The following is a 20,155-nucleotide window of genomic DNA, read 5'->3' on the forward strand; positions in this document are numbered from 1 at the left end:
TTAAAACTCAAACTGATAGAGCAAATCCAATGTCTGATCAATACCAGACACTGCTTCCAGATACAATCTAGGCATTAACCTATAGCGTAAAGTTAATGTTGCCAGTGAATCAAATATACCAACACCATACTTAACTTGCAGATCTTTTGTGATCTTTCCGCTAACAACTACTTGTGATTTATCACCAACCCCTTGAGTATCCAGCGCTAAATCGGAAACACCAAATATTTCACCGATTTTACCTACCAACTGACCACTCTGCGCAACCCCCAAACCTATCAACATTGCCGTCATCTGGGAATTGTCTGAGCCACTGCTCTCCAACCCTTCACCACGCAACAAGTAAGAAAGCGCTTCTTGTTGTGATTTAGCAGGTTCTGAGAAAATTTCCACTTTTGGCTGATCCGCCAAACCGGTAACTCTCACCCCAGCAATAACACGACCATCAGTTGATTCCGGATTCCGGATAGCCTCAATATTAAGCAATGGTTGATCCGGTGGACCTGAAAACACAATCATCCCTTTACGGACAATCAGATCCTGTCCATAAGCATGGAAACGGCCATCGAGAATATCAACTTGACCATTCAAACCCAGGCCTTGCTCACCCTGAACAGCTTTCAGAACACCTCTAAGTTTCGCTTTGAGGCCAAATGCACTGAGTCGAACATCATCGCCTATATGAATCGTCAAATTACTTTGAATCGGGATTGACGCTTTTTTCACTTCTAACGGCTGAAGATTCTCACCCAATATAATCTCATCCGATGAAGCCTCAACAGCCGATTCAGGTAGTTCTTTAACTGTAATACGCGCCCAGGGAATATCAACGTTACCATCCAATTTCAGTAACTGGGGAGAAGCCTCAAACACCAGAGCAGGGCTGACATCAATTTTCACCATTGGTGGAAAAGTTACCCTCAACTTATCACCGTTAGCGGCAATTCTTGCATGCCACGCATCCAAATTACGCCAGTCAGCATCACCATTCAGGTTAAGTTGCCCCTTCGGGGTTTTGATAACACCATCAAGATCGGAACGTATTCCATCAAAATTTACACCAAGTTGCCCTTGAGTAATATCAAATGGAATCCAATGACCCGAAGCTTGCAGTGCGCTCAGGCTCAACCGACCAAACAGTAATGGATTTTTAGCATTTCCGCCCAGACGCAGGTTAGCGTTCAAATGACCTTCTGCCTTATCACCTTTTCCAAGAATCGGTTCGATCAACGCCAGTGAAATATCCTGAATACCGATATTGCCTGATAGTTTGCGAGGCCCTTCAAGATCAGCAACCTGTACCGCACCGTTAAACTGACCATTTCCCATAATTTTAAACAGCCAATTCAGCTCTGCGGCTCCATTCTTCAAGCCTGCATTGAGTGTCAGGGTTTGAAAATCTACAGGTAATGCGATGCCATCAATCACTTGCTTAACCTGCACCGCATCACCACGCAAATTAACGTTGGCCTGAGGCAATCCACCTCCAGCACTCCATTTAACATCAGCATTACCACTGAATACACCTTTCAAATGTGTTTCAGGCTCCAGTAATGGTTGAATCATAGCAAGATCAAAACGATCAAGAACAATAGATGCACTACCGCTGGCACCCGCTTCAATGGGTTTCGGTACGCAGAGCTGTGCATGTGGATTCAACCAACAATGAGTACCCACAGTGACTTTCTGCTGCTGATTGAGATAATCAATAGTAATAGCTTTGGTTAAACGCCATTCGCCAACCGGAGTATCAAAACGGGTATTATTGATACTGCCTTTCCATCGTTGTTGCTTGCGATCAAAACTACCATTAAGCGCAAGTTGACCGGCAACCGGCTCACCATCGACATTCAGTTGCAAATTATGTTGTTTTTCATTGCCCTTAGCATTCAACGTCAAACTACGAACGATTAAATCAGCCTGTTTCAACTGGCCGACTTTGATAGCCAGATCGCCCTGGATCTGCGCAGCAGAACGTACATCTCCCTTCACATTCACACTATCAATGCGCAAATCCTGCCATTTCAACCCATTAGCATTCAGATCAGCCAGAATTTGAGGCGCTTGCATATTACCACGCAGTTTCAACGTCCCATTAACGACACCGCCAAGCCCCGGTAATAAGCCATCCAACCTCGGTGCTCTGATATCGCCATCAAGTTGCCACTGTTTGAACAACTGTCCCTGGAGATTGATTTTATTACGCCCCAAAGCCAGCTCAAATTGAGGAATATTCCACTGACCAGCTGCATTACCCGAAATCTTACCCCTCGCTTTTATCAAGTTCTGTTTTACATTACCATCAAGCGTGATTTCCGGGATTCGGAGCTGCCAGCTACCACCGTGCAAACTGCCACGAGTCACTATTTTCCCCTCTATTTCAGCTGGCCATTCCGGCCACTGTTTAACAGTATTGATTCCAGAGAGTGTCAACACCGCATTCCAACTTACCGCCTTACTCCAATCTGCCACACCGACCAGTTCAGTCCTTCCCTGCAAAGCAGACAAGCGCAAGCGGGTCAACTTAAAGCGTTCTTCATTACCTTTAGCATCCAGCACCAATAATGCCGGTGGAATTTCATTACCTTTAATGCCCGAACGCAATGACAAATCATAACCACTCGCTTTACCATTCAGGCGCATTTTTACGTTATCAAGCTGATATTCAGGCTCCCCCGTCAAAGGCCAGCTCAGTTGCTGGCTCTCAAGCGTCATACGCACTGGCAAACCTGTCTTAGCCAATTCCGCCTGGGCATCAATTTTAGCTCTGACAGGGCCAGACAAATTCAGAATTAAGTTGAGTTGCTCCAGCAAGGCTCCATTAAGCTTCAAGTCAACTTTTTGCCCTTGAATCTCTTGCTGATCTATCTCACCTTTTATTGACAGCTTTACCGGCCATTGCTGTGCCAACGTCGCGGAACCATGAACGGCTAAAGAACCTTCCGGCGCCTTTACATTCAATTTATCAAGCTGAATCTGCTGCCCCTGATTACTCAGTTGCAGTAATAAGTCATTGATTATGATATTGGTATCACCGGTTAGCCGTAATTGCTTCCCACTGATCTCTTCGACAGTAATATCCAGTGGAATAGGCACTTCCGGTAACGTTGCCAATAGCGGCTGAGAGAACAATGTCTTGAGGATTTCTCCCAACGACTTTTCCGGCTCAACTTCCCGCTTTGCTTTCGCTGTTTTCAATTGCTCAGGAGTTGTTTTTGGCAATCCCACCAGCAATCCAGTGATTTTTGTTGGCTTAAGAATTAATGCCTTTTGCTGCCACTCAGCTGCGGTCCTGAATTCATCAAGGGCAAATACCTTATCATCTACGGTGACTGCGGCATTTTTAATGGATAGCAAATTAAGTGAAATCGGATACAGCGTTTTCAGTTCAGTCAGAGGCTCTGATTCTGGCGACGGCTCTCCCACAGGTGGCAATTGTTTAGTGTTAATCGCGACTTTTACGCCTTCTGTCGTCAATGCATTAATACATAACTGACTATTTTTCAGACAGGAAAGACGCAGCGAAAGGTGGAGTTGATTCACATTAACATCAACACCGGGCATCTGATACCTGATACCTTTCAAGGTCAAATCACGCCAGCCACCACTAACATCGGCAATATCCAGCCCCGGTACCCAACGGGCGGCACTGTTAATCATAGTATGCAGGCCAGATTGCGTCCCTACCAATCCGGCAACAGCAATAACCAACAATATAATAATCAGCAAAAAAGCAATACTGATCTTCTTAATCCATTTCATAATTCAGATCCTAACCCGATGTAAAACTGGATATTACGGGATTCTGAATCCCCTATTGGCCTGGCAAGATCAAACTTAATGGGTCCGACAGGAGAAGCCCAACGCACACCAACACCTGCGCCGGTTTTAAAATTGCTCCTTCTAACATCATTAATTGCTTCACCGGTATCGACAAAAACAGCACTCCACCAATCACCCGTTACGTTATATTGATACTCAAGTGAACCCACGATCAGCATGGATGCACCGGTCAATTTTCCTTTATCGTCTTTAGGAGAAATTTTCTGATACCTGTAACCACGAACACTGCGATCACCACCGGCAAAGAAACGTAAATCAGGAGGGACTTTCTGGAACTCATTGGTTTCTATCCAACCCAAATTACCCCGGGCAACAAAACGATGGTTATCCCAGTAAGTTCTGATCCAAACGTTTTGCGCCTGTAATACCAGAAAATCCACATCAGAACCCCAAAGGGTATCAGAAATATCAATGGAATAACGCTGGCTATCGCCCCAATAAGGCATCGTACCCCCACGTTGGCGGATACGACTCACGTTCACTCCCGGATACAACAACATAGCCGTATTCGTGACATTAGCTTGAGTAAAGTGGCTGAGGCTCCAGCGCATATTGATCCCATACTGCCAACCAGTTGAAAGATCCCAATTACGGGAAAGGTTCACCGTCGCAGTATCTGATACGGTATCGTTGACATCCTTACGTTTATAACCCGTCTGCAACGCATAATATTGCTCCAGCGGGTTCGCTTTCAGCGGCATTTTATAGGTAGCATCAATCACCTGTTCAGGTGCAGAAAGGTTGATACTCGTGCCAAGGCTATGTCCACGAGAATTCAGCCACGGTTTTGTCCACTTAGCTTTTACCCGTGGCCCAACGTCTGTTCCATAACCCCCCCCCAGTTCAACATAGTTTTTGGAACGTGGTGTTAATACCGCATCAAGAGGGAGAATCTTATTACCACTTTTTCTGGCAGCATTAAAATCAGGTGTCACAAGCGCTGAATTAAACCAACCAGTTTCTGCCAGCCGCCGGTTGAATTCTGCCAATTGTTCCGAGGTATAAAAATCCCCTTCTTTGAACGGCACCAAGTGACTCAGATAATCTTCACGAATTTGTGAGCCACGATAATGTATCTGACCAAAGTGATAACGCTCACCACTGTTAAAATTAAAATCCCAGAATGCCTCATGCCGCTCTTTGGCAACACCTAATTGGCTCTTTTTCATGATGGCGTCAAAATAACCTTTTCTAATAGCAAGCCCGGTCAGAGAACCTTTAAAGCTTTCATAGCCACCATGATTAAGAATTGTTCCCTTTTTTGGGCTTTTGCTTTTAACCAGTTTGGCATAATCTCCATCTGTCTTAGCCCCACCGTCCAAAACAACATTAACACCGGCAATCCTTACAGGTTCACCTGCGGTGACTTTTGCTGTTAATACCGAGCGAGCGGGGGGTTTATTTTCCTGATAGGTAAATTCAATAATAGGTTCATAATAACCAAGGGGACGCAGACCTTCACGAATCGCTTTATCTACACGAGAACGGAAGCGACCATCTGCCGCAACTTCGTCAGTACTGATGGTAGAAAGATGAACCCGGGCATTTTTTTCTAAACTGCCGGTTAATCCTTCTATTTTCAGGCGAAGACTAGCACTATGAGCGATGGGAGTTGCGATAGACATACAAAGAAAACATAAAACGGGGTATCTCGACACGCGAACTCCTAACCTGATCGGAATAATTTGACTATAATAAAATTTAACTTGAGTAAAGTTTATAATATATACAATCTATCAATATCTGAAAACCTAATAATTACAGGAGGGAATTGTGCCAACTTCAGCTAATAAAATCCTATCTACCGATTCTAAAAGTATCTTACTTGGCAGAGCTGAACCACTTAAAGTTTCACCTAACCATACTGTCACCAATCATGCAATAGAGCCTGTTCCAGCGAATATGGAAGTTGCCTATTTTGGTATGGGATGTTTCTGGGGCGTAGAACGGCTGTTCTGGCAACAACCTGATATTTACACGACCTCTGTGGGTTATAGCGGTGGTACAACACCCAATCCAACTTATGAAGAAGTCTGTAGCGGTTTGACCGGCCACGCTGAGGTTGTCAGAATCGTTTATGATCCGGCAAAAAATAGTTACGAAAACCTGTTAAAACTTTTCTGGGAAAACCACGACCCGGCTCAAGGAATGCGTCAGGGAGGGGATATTGGTACTCAGTATCGTTCCGCGATTTATACTGTGTCACCTCAGCAACATGAACTGGCATTAGCCAGCCGTGAACGCTTCCAAAAAGCCATGCAACAACAAGAAGATAACCGACCTGTTACAACCGAGATCACAGAAGCCGGGCCATTCTATTTTGCTGAAGACTATCACCAGCAGTATCTGTTTAAAAATCCTGAGGGGTATTGCGGATTAGGCGGTATTGGCATTTGCCTGCCACAAGTGGGCAAAAACTAGCCGGCTCACCTAAACTGATGTTATAATTAATACACTAATCAATAGCTTTCTAAGCATTTATTGCAACTTTTTATTTTATATGATTTTTATTGTTTCCTCCGGTGTTCTTTCAACGAAAACCTACCCTATCACCGGAGGTAAAACACGGATACCTTATGCTAAATAGTTTACTAGTGGTGCTTTTACTGTGCACAATCAGTGCCTTTTTTTCGTTATCTGAAATCTCTCTCGCCGCCTCAAGGCGAATCAAATTAAAACTGATGGCAGATGAAGGTAATGTCAACGCAGCTCATGTCCTCAAATTACAAGAATCTCCAGGAATGTTTTTTACCGTTGTGCAAATCGGCCTGAACGCAGTCGCCATTTTGGCAGGTATTGTCGGCGAATCGGCATTCTCTCCTTCACTGAAAACTTTTTTCATTCAATTTATGCGTCCTGAATGGGCAGAACAACTCGGCTTTATCTGTTCATTCATCATTGTGACCAGTACATTTATTTTACTTGCTGACCTGACACCAAAGCGTATCGGAATGATCAAACCAGAAGCTGTCGCGGTGAAAATCGTTAATCCAATGCGTTTCTGTCTGGCCATTTTCCGTCCATTAGTTTGGTTGTTTAATGGACTGGCTGATCTTATCTTCAAGATCTTTAAAATTCCGATGGCACGTAATGAAGACATCACATCTGATGATATTTTCGCGGTTGTGGAAGCAGGCGCTGTTGCTGGTATCCTGCGTAAACAAGAACATGAACTGATTGAAAACGTATTCGAACTCGAATCCCGCACCGTTCCTTCTGCCATGACCTCACGGGAAAGCGTCGTCTACTTTGATAAGAATGAAAGCGAAGAAAGTATCAAACAACAGGTTTCCACCCAACCACATTCCAAGTATCTGATATGTGACGGAGATATTGATCATGTTATCGGTTATGTGGATTCCAAAGATCTGCTTAACCAAGTCCTGAGTGGTCAGAGCCTGAACTTCAATAAAGGTGTCCAGATCCGCAACGCGCTGATCATTCCAGATACCTTAACGCTTTCAGATGCCCTGGAAAGTTTTAAAGCTGCCGGTGAAGATTTCGCTATTATCCTGAATGAATATGCGCTGGTCATGGGGGTGATTACCCTCAATGATGTGATGACTACCCTGATGGGTGATTTGGTTGGTCAGGGGCAAGAAGAACAGATTGTTGTCCGGGACGAAAATTCATGGCTGGTTGAAGGCGGAACACCGATTGATGATGTACAGCGGGTACTGGATATTGATGATTTTCCTGATTCCAGTAACTACGAAACCATTGCAGGCTTTATGATGTTCCGGTTGCGGAAAATTCCAAAACGTACTGATTCGGTCAAGTTTGCTGGTTATAAGTTCGAAGTTGTCGATATTGATAACTACAAAATCGATCAGCTATTAGTCACAAAAATCACTGACACCCCCACCACGGCTTCGGCTCACAATCCAACCATCAATGATGATAAATAAAAACGGCCTATTCCTAAACTGAGGCCGTTTAATATTCTGTGTTAAGCGCCACTTATTGTGGCGCAGATTATTCAGTATGCTGCTCGCGGCTATTCTCGTTATCTATCCTATTTCAGCCTGCAAACGTAGCACCTGCTGATTAACTTCACTCATCACACTAAAATGGCGTTTGTCTCTCACCTTCGGCGGTAAAATTTTGCCGCAGTCGAATTCAAAAGCCCCCATATCTTTAATGTATAAACGTCCACGGAATAAAGTTTTAACGTAGAGAGCAATTTTCAGTGGGTTATATCGGTGAAAAATTTTCATCTCTGCTTTTTTCCTCCTATGCTTCTTACGGTTACGTTTGGTGAACCAGCTCCATGCACCACACCGTTATGTAGAATAGTAGACTTAATTTATCGGATTTTGTTCCCCCCATTTTCAGTTTTATGTACTAACTTTACATAAAATGACAGATATCTAGATATGCATAATTATGTAAATTTATCTCTTATTTAATGTTAAAAAATTGATCTTCTTTAAAGAGATAAATCAACTGATAACCGCTATGCTAAAGACCCGTGCATCGTCACATTCACTTACAAAGGAAAAATTATGATCAAGAATTTTATGTTATATGCTGCGCTACTTTGTTCTCCTACTCTGGCATTCGCTCACAACATTAACCTGGAACAAAAGGTTCCTGCGGCCAGTGTTTCTGATAAAGGTGAGTTGTTACTCAACAATAATAAGTTTAGCTACCAAAATTGGGATAGTGGAAAACTGATCGGAAAAGTGAGAGTCATACAACATATTGCAGGTCGTAGTGCAGCAAAAGAACTGAATGCTCCGCTGATAGAAGAAATAAAACGTGCTGATTTTTCAAAAGAAAAATACCAAACAACCACCATCATCAATGTTAGTGATGCCATATTTGGTACTGGACCATTTGTCCGCAGCAGTATTGAAGACAGTAAAAAAGAGTTTCCTTGGTCGCAGTTTATTGCTGACAGCAATGGTGTAGTCAAGAAAACCTGGCAGTTGGAACCCAAAAATTCTGCCATTATTGTCCTGGATAAAAACGGCGTCGCGAAGTTTGCCAAAGAAGGTAAGCTAAACAGCAACGAAATCAAACAGGTAATTGAATTGGTTCGTCAAGAATTACAGTAAAAACATCAGTGGTGATAACGACTTGCGGATATGTTTCGGTTTGCCCTTATCACCACCGCCCTACTGAGAAGCAACTTATTTAACGTCAGCTTTGCTTAAGAGCAGCAATTTTCAGCATCACGTAAACAGTGTTTACACTCCAACATCTTAAGAAACCGCGACAAGTCTCGCGACCACACTTACTCGACACCACGTTAACATGAAATAAAAACCTTCAAGAACAATTGTAATGATTACCATTCTCACATTAAGATGATACCGTGATTATTAACTTTTGATATTATAAAGCTATGTCTGACTACATTGTTGTTTCCGCTGAGCTGACGCTTGAATCGTTTTACGGCGCGCATCACGGCTGGCTGAAAAACTGGCTCACGCGCAAACTGCAATCGTCCTTTGACGCCGACGACGTAGCGCAGGATACCTTCCTCCGCGTGATAACTAATGACTCGCTACAGACAATTCGCGACCCAAAATCCTTCCTCTGCACTATCGCCAAAAGGGTGATGATCGATCTGTTTCGCCGCAACGCTCTGGAAAAAGCCTATCTGGAACTGCTTGCGCAACAGCCTGAGGAGCTTATACCCTCGCCAGAAATTCGCCAGTGTCAACTTGAAACGCTCCAACAAATCGACCAGATGATCGATGGCCTGAGCAGCAAAATGCGCCAAACCTTTTTACTGTCTCAGCTTGAAAGTCTGACCTACAGCGACATCGCTTCACGTCTTAATGTGTCTGTCAGTTCCGTGAAAAAATATATGGCCAAAGCCACCGAGCATTGCTTACTGTTTCGCCTGGAGCATGGATTCTGATATGAATACCATGTTGACCAATTCTCGTCTCCAGGCCCTAAAATCAGCATCACACTGGTATGCAGTACTGAGCAGCGATCAAACAAGCCCACGGCAAACCGAAAAATGGCAGCGTTGGTACGAGCAGCATCAGGATAATCAGTGGGCGTGGCAACAGGTGGAAAATCTGCGTAACCAAATGTTTATGGTGCCAGACAATGTGGCAAGCCGCACACTGCAGGAAGCGCACCTGTCACGCCGCAGAATGATGAAAAGCATGCTGTTGCTACTAGGGGTTGGCGGTATCTGGCAACTGTGGTACTCAGAAGCGGGAGAAGGTCTGCGAGCCGATTACCGTACTGCTAAAGGGGATATTCAGCATCATCGACTGAACGATGGCACACTGCTTACACTCAATACTGACAGCGCAGTAGATGTCCGTTTTGACTCTCAGCAACGTCTGGTGCATCTCTGGTATGGCGAAATTGCCATCACCACCGGGCACGATGTGGGAACAAGGTTATTGCGCGTACAAACCCGCCAGGCACAACTGACCGCGCTGGGTACCCAATTTACAGTTCGTCAGGAAGGCAACACCACGCTAGTTAGCGTGCAGCAGCATGCCGTAGAGGTGATGCTGACCGGTGCTGACCGCAAATATATTGTACGTCAGGGTGAAAGCTTAAAATTCAGCGCCACCGACTTTAGCGAACTGACAACGGCAATCGCCGAAGACAACGCGTGGACGCAGGGTATATTAAGCTTCAGCGACAAACCACTGAGTGAAGTGATAGCGACCCTCGCCCGTTATCGCAACGGCGTATTACGCTGCGACCCAACTGTCGCCTCACTACGGTTAAGCGGCACTTTCCCGATAAAAAATACCGATACAGCATTAACCGTCATAGAAAAAACACTTCCCGTTAAGATTCAATACATTACCCGTTACTGGGTGAATGTTCTGCCCGCATAAAAATCATTAACGTAAAAATAATCATTTTCGATTATCCCTTTTTACCTCTTCATTCGACTTATAAGTGAATACAGCAACAAAATGATTATGGAGACATGTATGATGCCTTTACGTGCACGGCCACTGCGCGCGCTTCACAAAACAACACCGCTGGTAATAGCGATTCGTTTGAGCCTGTTACCGGTGGCTTGCCTAACCTCGGGGATCGCGTATGCTTCGGTGGCGCCAGCTAGCGCACACTATGACATTAATGCAGGCGAACTGGATAAAGTTCTCAATCAATATTCCACCCGCGCGGGTATTACCCTTTCAGTAAATGCCAACTTAACGCGCGGCAAACAGAGTAGCGGCCTACACGGCGATTATTCCATCACCGATGGACTGAACATCTTACTGGCCGGTACTGATTTACAGGCGAAAACGTTGGGTGATAACACGTTCACGCTCGAACCCGCTTCTGTCACGCAGAAAGACTCGATGACCGTGATAGGCGACTGGCTAGGCGATGCTCGTGAAACTGACGTGTTTGAACATGCAGGCGCACGCGATGTCATCCGCCGTGAAGATTTTGCCAAAACAGGCGCAACAACAATGCGTGAAGTGCTAAACCGCATTCCTGGCGTCAACGCACCGGAAAACAACGGTACCGGCAGCCACGACCTGGCGATGAACTTCGGCATTCGTGGCCTGAACCCGCGTCTTGCCAGCCGCTCTACGGTTCTGATGGATGGCGTTCCGGTACCCTTCGCGCCTTACGGCCAGCCACAGCTATCGTTGGCACCAGTATCTCTCGGCAACATGGACGCCGTAGACGTAGTACGCGGTGGCGGTGCTGTGCGTTACGGACCACAAAGCGTAGGTGGTGTGGTGAATTTCGTGACTCGTGCTATCCCGCAGGATTTTGGTATTGATGCAAGTGTGGAAGGCCAGCTTAGCCCCACATCTTCACAAAACAATCCAAAAGAAACCCATAATCTGATGATTGGAGGTACGGCAGATAACGGTTTCGGCACGGCGCTTCTCTACTCCGGTACACGTGGCAGCGACTGGCGCGAGCACAGCGCCACGCACATTGACGACGTGATGCTCAAAAACCGCTATGTACCCAATGAAGCGCACACCTTCAACAGCCTGCTGCAATATTATGATGGCAATGCGGATATGCCAGGAGGTCTTTCACGCGCCGATTACGATGCCAATCGCTGGCAATCCACTCGCCCATATGATCGCTTCTGGGGCCGCCGTCAGCTCGCAAGCCTCAGCTATCAGTATCAACCCGACCAGCAGCACAAATTCAATATTCAGAGCTTATATACCCATACCTTGCGCAGCGGTTATCTCGAGCAGGGCAAACGCATTACCCTTTCCCCACGGGAATACTGGGTGCGCAGCATCGAACCGCGCTATAGCCAGCTCTTCAATTTAGGGCCTTCAGCCCATGAAGTAGGAATTGGCTACCGCTACGTGAATGAATCCAGTCACGAAATGCGTTACTACACCGCCACCCGCAGCGGCGAATTACCCAGCACGTCGAGTCCTTATGACCGTAATACCCGCTCTGGCACCGAGGCTCATGCCTGGTACATTGACGACCGCATTGATATCGGCAACTGGACCATCACGCCAGGGATACGATTCGAACATATCAAATCCATCCAAAACAACAACCTGAAAGGCACCCGCCAAGAAGTGAGCTACAATGCGCCGCTGCCTGCACTCAACGTTCTTTATCACGTTACTGACAGCTGGAATCTTTATGCCAATACGGAAAGCTCATTCGGTACCGTACAGTACAGCCAGATTGGTAAGGCGGTGCGGAGCGGCAATGTAGAACCGGAAAAAGCGCGAACCTGGGAAGTCGGAACCCGCTACGACGATGGCGCTCTGACGGCGGAAATGGGGCTGTTCCTGATTAACTTCAACAATCAATACGACTCCAACCAGACCAACGATACTGTTACAGCACGTGGGAAAACCCGACACACTGGGCTGGAAACTCAGGCACGTTACAATCTTTCCGAGCTTACGCCTAAACTGGAGAACGTTTCGGTTTACGCCAACTACACGTATGTGAACGCAGAAATTCGTGAAAAAGGCGATACCTACGGGAATCAAGTGCCGTTCTCACCAAAGCATAAAGGTACACTTGGTATGGATTACAAACCTGGCAACTGGACCTTCAACCTCAACAGCGAATTCCAGTCTGGTCAGTTTGCTGATAACGTTAACACCGTACAGGAAAGTGTCGATGGCAGCACCGGCCGCATACCGGGCTTTATGCTGTGGGATGCGCGCATGGCGTATGACTTCGGCCCACAAATGGCCAATCTGACTCTAGCCTTTGGGGTGAAAAACATTTTCGACCACGAGTATTACACCCGTTCCTATGATGATAACAATAAAGGCATCTACGCCGGGCAGCCGCGCATATTCTATATGCAAGGCTCACTGAAGTTCTGATGCTACGTTAACCCTTTCGCCGGGCCATTGCCCGGCTTTGCTATTTCTGGAGTTCAGTTATGTCTGCACTGATTCGCGTTATGTTTATCGCTTTGCTCTTCTCCACCAACCTGACCCGTGCCCTCGCAGTCACGGTGCAGGATGAGAAAGGTAGTTTTACCCTCATTTACTAAAAAATTGTTACTCTAAATCCCGGATTCAGGAATGATTCACGAGGCGTATAATCCAGAGTCTGGCCTTTCCAGTTTGTTACATGAGCACCGGCCGCAATTGCCACAGCATGACCTGCTGCGGTATCCCAGATATTAGTTGGTCCAAAACGGGGATAAAGTTGCGCCTTTCCTTCGGCCACCAGACAGAACTTTAATGAAGAACCCACAGAAACCGTATGATGTTCACCTAACTGATTGAGATAATCCTCCAATTCTGTATCCATATGAGAGCGGCTGACTACCACCATTGGAGGATTAGCATCACGAATTTTAATCGGCAAACATTGACCACCACAGGTTTTTTTCCATGCCTGTCGTCCTTGCCCAAAATAAAGCGTATCCTGCGCAGGAGCGTACACCACCCCCATCACAGGAATTCCCCCATCAATCAGAGCGATATTAACCGTAAATTCACCGTTACGATTAATAAACTCCTTGGTTCCATCCAAAGGATCAACTAACCAATAGCGCTTCCAATCACGCCTCTCCTCCCAGGCAGGAGGCTCTTCTTCCGACAACAATGGAATGTCCGGTGCAATACGGGATAATCCGGCTTTAATGATTTTATGAGCCGCAATATCAGCAATAGTAATCGGTGAATCATCCTGTTTATGATCAACTTTCAGGGGATGTTCATCCTGATAAATTGTCATAATAGCCGCGCCAGCTTCCCGGGCCAGTTGGCAGACTTGTTCTAGCATCATACACCTCTACGGTTAGTTATCTGTTATCATTTTAGACTATATTATCAATCGATCTTCTGCCGGAATTGTAAGAATTTTATTGCCATCACCAAAACAAAAACAGCCGGATATACCGGCTATTTTTAATCATATTTCTGGATAAAATTATAGAATATCCAGTAATTCCACTTCAAAAATCAGTGCGCTATATGGAGGAATCGATGCGCCGGCACCACGCTCACCATAAGCCAAATCATATGGGATATAAAGTTCCCATTTAGAACCGACAGGCATCAGGGTTAATGCTTCGATCCATCCGGCAATCACACCATTCACTGGGAATTCGGCAGGTTCACCACGTTCTACTGAACTGTCAAACACAGTGCCATCAATCAGGCGACCTGTATAATGAACACTCACCCGGTCAGTACGGGACGGAATTGCTCCATCACCCTGTTTTAGTACTGAGAACTGTAAACCAGATTCTGTCGTACTGATACCATCGCGCTGGGCGTTTTCTGCCAGAAACTTCTGACCCTCTTCTGCCATAGCCTGCTGGCGTTCACGACGCACACCGTCTGCACGCTCATGCATCTCACGTAAAGCACGATGCAGTATATCAACCGGCACCGCTGGAGAACGACTTTCCAGCGCATCACATAACCCTGCCAGCAAAGCTTCAGGCTCCAGACCTTGCAGACCCGATTCCAGTAATTGCTGACCGACTTGTAAGCCAACCCCATAACTTGCTTGCGCTTCGATAGAGTCAAAAGAAAGTTTTGCCATGAAAATACCTGTGATCAAATTAAATTAGGCCTGCAAGCATAACAGTGCTATGTAACAGGGTAAACCGAAGATATCACTGGAGGATACGTCTCACCGAAATATATAAAACTCAATATTCGGTATAACTCTAAGTGGCATATCCATTTCTTAAAGGTTATAATACAAGTAAATTCTTTTAAAATATTTTTACTTCCAATTGATTATATAAATAAAATATTATTGATATAGAATTAATTCTACTGCTAATATTATATAATGAGGAAAATCTTATGAATACGTCATTTAATGAGATTTTATCAGAAATTCAGAAATCCAAGACCATGCCGGAATTAGAAAAGAAATTGTTAAACGCGATAAATTATCTGGGTTTTGAATTTTACTCAATTTATCAGGAAGAAAAATACCCATTCACGACAAAAAAATATGTTTTAATAACCAATTTAAATATAGAAACCGCAAACAATTATAATCAAAATAGTAATCACGACAGCGACCAATTAATGAACGGTGATTATACTTTTTCCATACCTTCCATTTGCAATGAAAAAATATCAAAAAATGCTGATTTTATGATTAAAAAATCAAATATAGACGAAGTTAAAAATAGTCTCTCAATTAAAATAAAAGGCTCTCATGGAGAAAGATCAATTTTTTCAGTCGCCAGAAAAGAAGGCGCCATTTCTCACAATGAGATACTTAATAAAGCAGGCATGTTAGGCATATTAGCAAATGAATGCGTGGAAACATTCAATAACTTAAAGAATAAAGAGGATAAAATAATCGTCCCAACACTGTCCACAAGAGAAGTCGAAGTAATAAGATGGACTTGTGAAGGAAAAACCTCTGCTGAAATAGCCAATATACTGGAAATTTCAACAAGAACAGTTAATTTCCATATCAATAATATTATGGAGAAATTAGTTGTTCCCAATAAAGTCGCTGCGGTTGCTAAAGCAATAGCATACAACCTGATCATATAGCAATTAGAGCCAAAATGAGGCTCTAATCATATGAAATTATAAAATATAATTTTTCAAAATATCTCTCCAGGCATCATTAATTTCATTCATCAGGGATTCACATTTGATATGCTCGTCATTAATATGCACACAAACATAACCACAGAAATCATTATTGCTCTTTGGTGTTTCGTAAACCAACGAATTTTTGTCTAAATTAATCCCTATTGAAATAATATCATAATGTAATTTCATCAAGATATTATCAATAGATACTAACAATAATCTATTTACTACTGTTTTACTAAATTTATCATCAATTTTTCCGTCTTTACCCGCCAGTAAATTAATCAAAAATGCTCTACCCTTCGCTTTGGGTAATATCATTCGATCACTAAATCCTTTAACCAAGTGATCAACCCAAATCTCCTGCAAACTTATACCATATACCCGATTAGCCATATCCCAAATACGCATACCTGCCGGTCTACGGTTAGTTTCAACCAGGAAGGTTTCTCCCGTTTTACTATCTTGCTTAATCTCATTATGGAATGCACCGAGAGTCTGCCCTGAAATCAGGTTAATTGCTTGCCCTGCTTTATGTAATGCAATAGCATTTCTTCCATCACATTGCGCGGGAACTATTTGCCCTATTTCAACAGGATATTCACCTTTCTGAGAGACTTTTTGCGTTAAAAAAGCCATACAACCAATACCATCGTACGAATATTCTGTATCGAAAATAATCAATTCTTCTGCAAGAATTGGGTTGCCACCAGACTGCGCAACAGATTGAGCAAAAGCCGTTGGGATTTTATTCCTATCTTTAATCGCCACTACACCGAAATTTGCCCGGCCACAATTAGGTTTAATAACCACACCATACGGAACAGAATCATAAAATGCTTCCAGTTCTTTAATATCATTAATGAAACTGTATCGCGGAGTTTTAATATGTTGGGCTGCAAGCAGTGGCGATATACGGGTTTCTTGTTGACGAAACTGAGATTTCTCAATACCCGCGAAACTTAATTCAGGATCATCACCATAAACATTCAGTTTCTTCGCTATAACAGCAGCATACCCGGACACCGCATCCATAAAGGGAAGAATACCGGCACATGCCATATCAAGTTCAGAAAGAACACCTATTACTTTATCAACATAATTTTCTATCCGCACAGGTATATGATAGACAAATGGGGTAATATCTTTCTCTTCACCGGACAACATATCACTAATAATCACTAATTCAAGGGAATAATTATACTGAATATAGTCACGGATATTAACGATTTCATTCAGTCTTGCCGGAAGATAATCAAGTACTAACAAGTATTTTTTCGAACTCATATTTCCTCCATTATTAACTATTATGCAAATTGAATTTAAGCGAACGATAAGGATTAATAATGACGAACATCAATAAAACAAATACAGAGAATATCAAATAGATACTATTGTAGGAAAAATAGTTCAGTAAATTAGCACAAATGAAACTGGTTAAAGGTGTCGCTACTTGATTCAAAACAAGCACAACACCGAGATACTGAGAAAAATTCTTCTTCGGAATAAGGCTTGCCCGGTAAGAGCGGGAAAAAAGATTAAAACAACCTTCCGAACCAATGACCAGCAAGAAACCCAATGTATAAATAACGAATAACGGACCGGTAGCGAATAATGTCAGACCACATAACGCAATAAGAAAAGCCGTCACACCAACGATACGCACATCAAAAATACGGCATAATTTCGGAGCAACAAAAAATACACAACAGTTCACCACCCCTGCATAAGCCAAAAGCCGGGCATAACTCTCTTCCGGCTGCGAAAAAATACTGGTGATAACATAAACAGCCGTTGATAAGATAGCCCCTTGCATCACATTCATCAGAAATGTCAGGCTAATAACCCGTAGCAGCAACGGGTTTCCCATCAGGAATTTAAATATCGCAGGCAGATTATAACCTTCTCTATTAGCATGCTCTGCAATCTGATTTTTCCGTTGTAGCTGAAACCATATGAAGCTGCTAATCAGGAAAGGAAAAAAAGCAAATGCAAATACGGCGTAAACGCTGAATTTATAAACCAGTACACCAACCACCGCCGGTGCTGCAATATAAGTAAACTGTTCAACAAATTGCAAACGAGAGTTAACAGAAGGTAACTCTATTGCATTAATGTTTTTAGAGACAAAACCTTCGAGGTTGACATAACCCGCTCCACTAAAAAAGGATAAAACACATGAGAGAGGAATAATGATATATACAATATTATTATCAGAATATATAAATGAAAGAATAAAAAGGAATAAACAAACCAATGAACGTAGAATATCACTCAGGAATAACATAACTAGTGTATGCATCCTGTCACCCATCCAGCCAGAAATAGGAAGTGATATGACTCTGAATAACCGTTCAAGCCCAAAAGCAAAAGATGAAAGTGAAGCGCTATTAGTTGAGGTATACACTAATACAGGCACAGCAAACATCACGAATGCTTCTGAAAAAACAGAGAAAAAGCGAGCCAGTATGATCCTGTGTATCATTAGTATTACCTCAACCTTATTGTCTATCCCATTAGGCTATTTTATTTATCAATTCGAGTCTGGGCAATACTCAAATTACTTAATCAATTACGCCTACTGGGATAGACTTTTACTACGCAAATTTTAATGAATCGATTTAATCAAATAATTCCCCAAAACTAAATAATCAATATTTGTTTTCATGAAAGTTTTAATAGCATCATCAGGTGAACAAACAATCGGTTCACTATCGTTATAAGAGGTATTTAGCAACAAAGGAACACCTGTTTTCCGATAAAATTCCTCAATCAACCGAGCATAACCTGAATTTGATTCACTATCTACAACCTGAACTCTGGCAGTGCCATCTGCGTGAACGACGGCTGGAATTTGCGATGCTTTATCAACTTTAGCATCCATCGCCAACAGCATATATTTTGCAGCTTCAGGTAATTCTTTCCGAACGTGGAACCAATCAGCGACATGCTGACGCAATACACTCGGCGCAAATGGCCTGAACATTTCGCGATGCTTAATTTTACGATTCATTAAATCCCGGATATCTTTATTTCTCGGGTCTGCCAGCAAACTACGATTACCCAGAGCCCGCGGCCCAAATTCCATCCGCCCCTGGAACCAACCAACCACATTATTTTCAGCCAGCAAGCCCGCGACGACCTCATGAATATTTTCTTCATATGTCCAATCCAAGCCATGCGCGCTCAAACTACGTTGGTAATCATCGTCACTATATTCAACCCCCCAATAAGTGTGAGGCAGAGGATAACGTTGCTCATTTCCAAGAATCTGATGCCAGATAAATAACGCAGCACCTGTAGCAGTACCCGCATCATGCGCAGCAGGTTGTACAAAGATATCTTCAATATCCAATTCTTCATACAACCGTTTATTTGTGATGCAATTTAATGCAACACCACCGGCAAGGCAGAGCTTATTCGTTGCTGTTTCCTGTAAATGATAACGAGCCATATTTAAAACTATCTCATCAGTTATTTCCTGAAGAGAGGCGGCAATATCATAATATTCCTGTGCAACTTCTCCACCAGGAACTCTTTTCTCAATGCCAAATAAAGATTCTAATTTAGAAAAATCTTCACTGCGGAAATTGAGAATAGTATTATCGATAGTAAACTCCCCTTTCTCATAAATCTTGACTAATTGTTTGAATGCCGGCATAAAACCTTCATGCGTTCCATAAGCAGACATTCCCATCACTTTGCAAGCATCGTATACAGAGAAACCCAAGAATTCTGCCAATTTCTCCCACATAAAACCGATTGAATTAGGGTATTCAATAGTTTTAATTTTTTTCAGACTATTGCCATCGCCCAGATATACGCCGGCGGTATTATCCTCTCCAATACCATCAAGTGATAACGTTAACGCTTTATCAAATGACGAGACAAAATAAGCAGATGCTGCATGAGCTGTATGATGGGGTACCCAATGAAACTGACCACGAAATCCCATCGACTGCAAAATTTCTGGTACTGAAGTCGTTTTACGATAGAAAACTGACTCACCCGATACGCTTCCCCAACTTCCCTCCTCCTTTACTTCATCAATAAAGACTGACTTTCTTCGTTCTATCGGATCAATCGAAAATCCTATATGACTCACGTCTTCCAACTTAATGCCTGCAAAATCTAATGCAGCTTCAATTGAAGCCAATGGTAGTTCATCAGAATTATCGACATTTGCTGGTTTCCCATGTTTCCTTCTATTTAACCGTTCTTCTTCAATGGCAAAAATAGTTTCGCCATTTTTTAATAAACAAACGGCTGATTCATGGTAAACAGAATTTAAACCTAATATATACATTGCTTATTACCCTCTC

Annotated in this window: 15 protein-coding genes; 7 read left to right on the forward strand and 8 right to left on the reverse strand. The window is 43.4% G+C overall.

Going from position 1 to position 20,155, the window contains the following annotated elements; translation table 11 throughout:
- Positions 1-3,762, reverse strand: a complete 3,762-nt coding sequence (gene tamB, locus PTE_RS06285; RefSeq protein WP_036844095.1) for an autotransporter assembly complex protein TamB — start codon at positions 3,760-3,762, stop codon at positions 1-3.
- The gene (tamA, locus tag PTE_RS06290; RefSeq protein ID WP_036844096.1) at positions 3,759-5,501 is read right to left on the reverse strand and encodes an autotransporter assembly complex protein TamA; all 1,743 of its coding nucleotides are present in this window, start codon (positions 5,499-5,501) and stop codon (positions 3,759-3,761) included. Before tamA ends, tamB begins: the two co-directional genes overlap by 4 nt.
- Positions 5,502-5,616: 115 nt before the next feature.
- Between tamA and msrA the strand changes: the two genes are divergently transcribed.
- Together msrA and paeA are read left to right on the forward strand one after the other, a co-directional pair.
- Positions 5,617-6,264: a peptide-methionine (S)-S-oxide reductase MsrA gene (gene msrA, locus PTE_RS06295; protein ID WP_036844097.1), complete on the forward strand. Its 648-nt coding sequence runs from the start codon at positions 5,617-5,619 to the stop codon at positions 6,262-6,264.
- Between the two features lie 155 nt (positions 6,265-6,419).
- Positions 6,420-7,751, forward strand: a complete 1,332-nt coding sequence (gene paeA / locus PTE_RS06300; RefSeq protein WP_036844098.1) for a polyamine export protein PaeA — start codon at positions 6,420-6,422, stop codon at positions 7,749-7,751.
- A 102-nt stretch (positions 7,752-7,853) separates the two neighbouring features.
- Here paeA and PTE_RS06305 read toward each other — a convergent pair whose 3' ends face one another.
- Positions 7,854-8,060, reverse strand: coding sequence for a DUF1107 domain-containing protein (locus PTE_RS06305; RefSeq protein ID WP_011148633.1), 207 nt, complete (start codon positions 8,058-8,060; stop codon positions 7,854-7,856).
- 288 nt (positions 8,061-8,348) lie between these two features.
- Here PTE_RS06305 and PTE_RS06310 point away from each other — a divergent pair, with 288 nt between their 5' ends.
- The 4 genes from PTE_RS06310 (at position 8,349) to fecA (ending at position 13,127) form a co-directional block, all read left to right on the forward strand.
- Positions 8,349-8,903 carry a YtfJ family protein gene (locus tag PTE_RS06310; protein WP_036844099.1) on the forward strand — a complete coding sequence of 185 codons (555 nt, stop codon included), beginning with the start codon at positions 8,349-8,351 and terminating at the stop codon, positions 8,901-8,903.
- A 290-nt stretch (positions 8,904-9,193) separates the two neighbouring features.
- The gene (gene fecI / locus PTE_RS06315) at positions 9,194-9,715 is read left to right on the forward strand and encodes a ferric citrate uptake sigma factor FecI (RefSeq protein WP_036844100.1); all 522 of its coding nucleotides are present in this window, start codon (positions 9,194-9,196) and stop codon (positions 9,713-9,715) included.
- A gap of 1 nt (position 9,716) precedes the next feature.
- On the forward strand, positions 9,717-10,667 hold the full coding sequence (gene fecR / locus PTE_RS06320) for a ferric citrate uptake sigma factor regulator FecR (RefSeq protein WP_036844347.1): 951 nt from the start codon (positions 9,717-9,719) through the stop codon (positions 10,665-10,667).
- Between the two features lie 99 nt (positions 10,668-10,766).
- Positions 10,767-13,127, forward strand: a complete 2,361-nt coding sequence (gene fecA / locus PTE_RS06325) for a TonB-dependent Fe(3+) dicitrate receptor FecA (protein ID WP_036844101.1) — start codon at positions 10,767-10,769, stop codon at positions 13,125-13,127.
- 169 nt (positions 13,128-13,296) lie between these two features.
- Here fecA and cysQ read toward each other — a convergent pair whose 3' ends face one another.
- On the reverse strand, positions 13,297-14,040 hold the full coding sequence (cysQ, locus tag PTE_RS06330) for a 3'(2'),5'-bisphosphate nucleotidase CysQ (protein WP_036844102.1): 744 nt from the start codon (positions 14,038-14,040) through the stop codon (positions 13,297-13,299).
- Positions 14,041-14,187: 147 nt separating this feature from the next.
- Entirely contained in the window at positions 14,188-14,808 is a 621-nt protein-coding gene (gene bamJ / locus PTE_RS06335; protein WP_036844103.1) for a BamJ family beta-barrel-assembly machinery protein, read from the reverse strand.
- 269 nt (positions 14,809-15,077) lie between these two features.
- Between bamJ and PTE_RS06340 the strand changes: the two genes are divergently transcribed.
- Complete coding sequence (locus PTE_RS06340) at positions 15,078-15,788, forward strand: helix-turn-helix domain-containing protein (RefSeq protein ID WP_036844104.1); 711 nt, start codon at positions 15,078-15,080, stop codon at positions 15,786-15,788.
- A 36-nt stretch (positions 15,789-15,824) separates the two neighbouring features.
- Here the strand turns inward: PTE_RS06340 and PTE_RS06345 are convergent, their stop codons facing one another.
- The 3 genes from PTE_RS06345 to PTE_RS06355 form a co-directional block, all read right to left on the reverse strand.
- A complete protein-coding gene (locus PTE_RS06345) occupies positions 15,825-17,120 on the reverse strand; it encodes an ATP-grasp domain-containing protein (protein WP_036844105.1) in 1,296 nt (431 codons plus the stop codon).
- Between the two features lie 13 nt (positions 17,121-17,133).
- A complete protein-coding gene (locus tag PTE_RS06350; protein WP_036844106.1) occupies positions 17,134-18,318 on the reverse strand; it encodes an MFS transporter in 1,185 nt (394 codons plus the stop codon).
- 123 nt (positions 18,319-18,441) lie between these two features.
- Complete coding sequence (locus PTE_RS06355; protein WP_036844107.1) at positions 18,442-20,139, reverse strand: carbamoyltransferase family protein; 1,698 nt, start codon at positions 20,137-20,139, stop codon at positions 18,442-18,444.
- Between the last annotated feature and the right edge of the window lie 16 nt (positions 20,140-20,155).

The sequence above is a fragment of the Photorhabdus khanii NC19 genome, from assembly GCF_000517265.1.
GTDB lineage: Bacteria > Pseudomonadota > Gammaproteobacteria > Enterobacterales > Enterobacteriaceae > Photorhabdus > Photorhabdus khanii.

Excerpts from the sequence above, each read along its gene's own strand:
- tamB (WP_036844095.1), bottom strand. The coding sequence starts at position 3,762 with ATGAAATGGATTAAGAAGATCAGTATTGCTTTTTTGCTGATTATTATA.
- paeA (WP_036844098.1), top strand. The coding sequence starts at position 6,420 with ATGCTAAATAGTTTACTAGTGGTGCTTTTACTGTGCACAATCAGTGCC.
- PTE_RS06305 (WP_011148633.1), bottom strand. The coding sequence starts at position 8,060 with ATGAAAATTTTTCACCGATATAACCCACTGAAAATTGCTCTCTACGTT.
- PTE_RS06310 (WP_036844099.1), top strand. The coding sequence starts at position 8,349 with ATGATCAAGAATTTTATGTTATATGCTGCGCTACTTTGTTCTCCTACT.
- fecI (WP_036844100.1), top strand. The coding sequence starts at position 9,194 with ATGTCTGACTACATTGTTGTTTCCGCTGAGCTGACGCTTGAATCGTTT.
- fecR (WP_036844347.1), top strand. The coding sequence starts at position 9,717 with ATGAATACCATGTTGACCAATTCTCGTCTCCAGGCCCTAAAATCAGCA.
- fecA (WP_036844101.1), top strand. The coding sequence starts at position 10,767 with ATGATGCCTTTACGTGCACGGCCACTGCGCGCGCTTCACAAAACAACA.
- cysQ (WP_036844102.1), bottom strand. The coding sequence starts at position 14,040 with ATGCTAGAACAAGTCTGCCAACTGGCCCGGGAAGCTGGCGCGGCTATT.
- bamJ (WP_036844103.1), bottom strand. The coding sequence starts at position 14,808 with ATGGCAAAACTTTCTTTTGACTCTATCGAAGCGCAAGCAAGTTATGGG.
- PTE_RS06340 (WP_036844104.1), top strand. The coding sequence starts at position 15,078 with ATGAATACGTCATTTAATGAGATTTTATCAGAAATTCAGAAATCCAAG.
- PTE_RS06345 (WP_036844105.1), bottom strand. The coding sequence starts at position 17,120 with ATGAGTTCGAAAAAATACTTGTTAGTACTTGATTATCTTCCGGCAAGA.
- PTE_RS06350 (WP_036844106.1), bottom strand. The coding sequence starts at position 18,318 with ATGATACACAGGATCATACTGGCTCGCTTTTTCTCTGTTTTTTCAGAA.
- PTE_RS06355 (WP_036844107.1), bottom strand. The coding sequence starts at position 20,139 with ATGTATATATTAGGTTTAAATTCTGTTTACCATGAATCAGCCGTTTGT.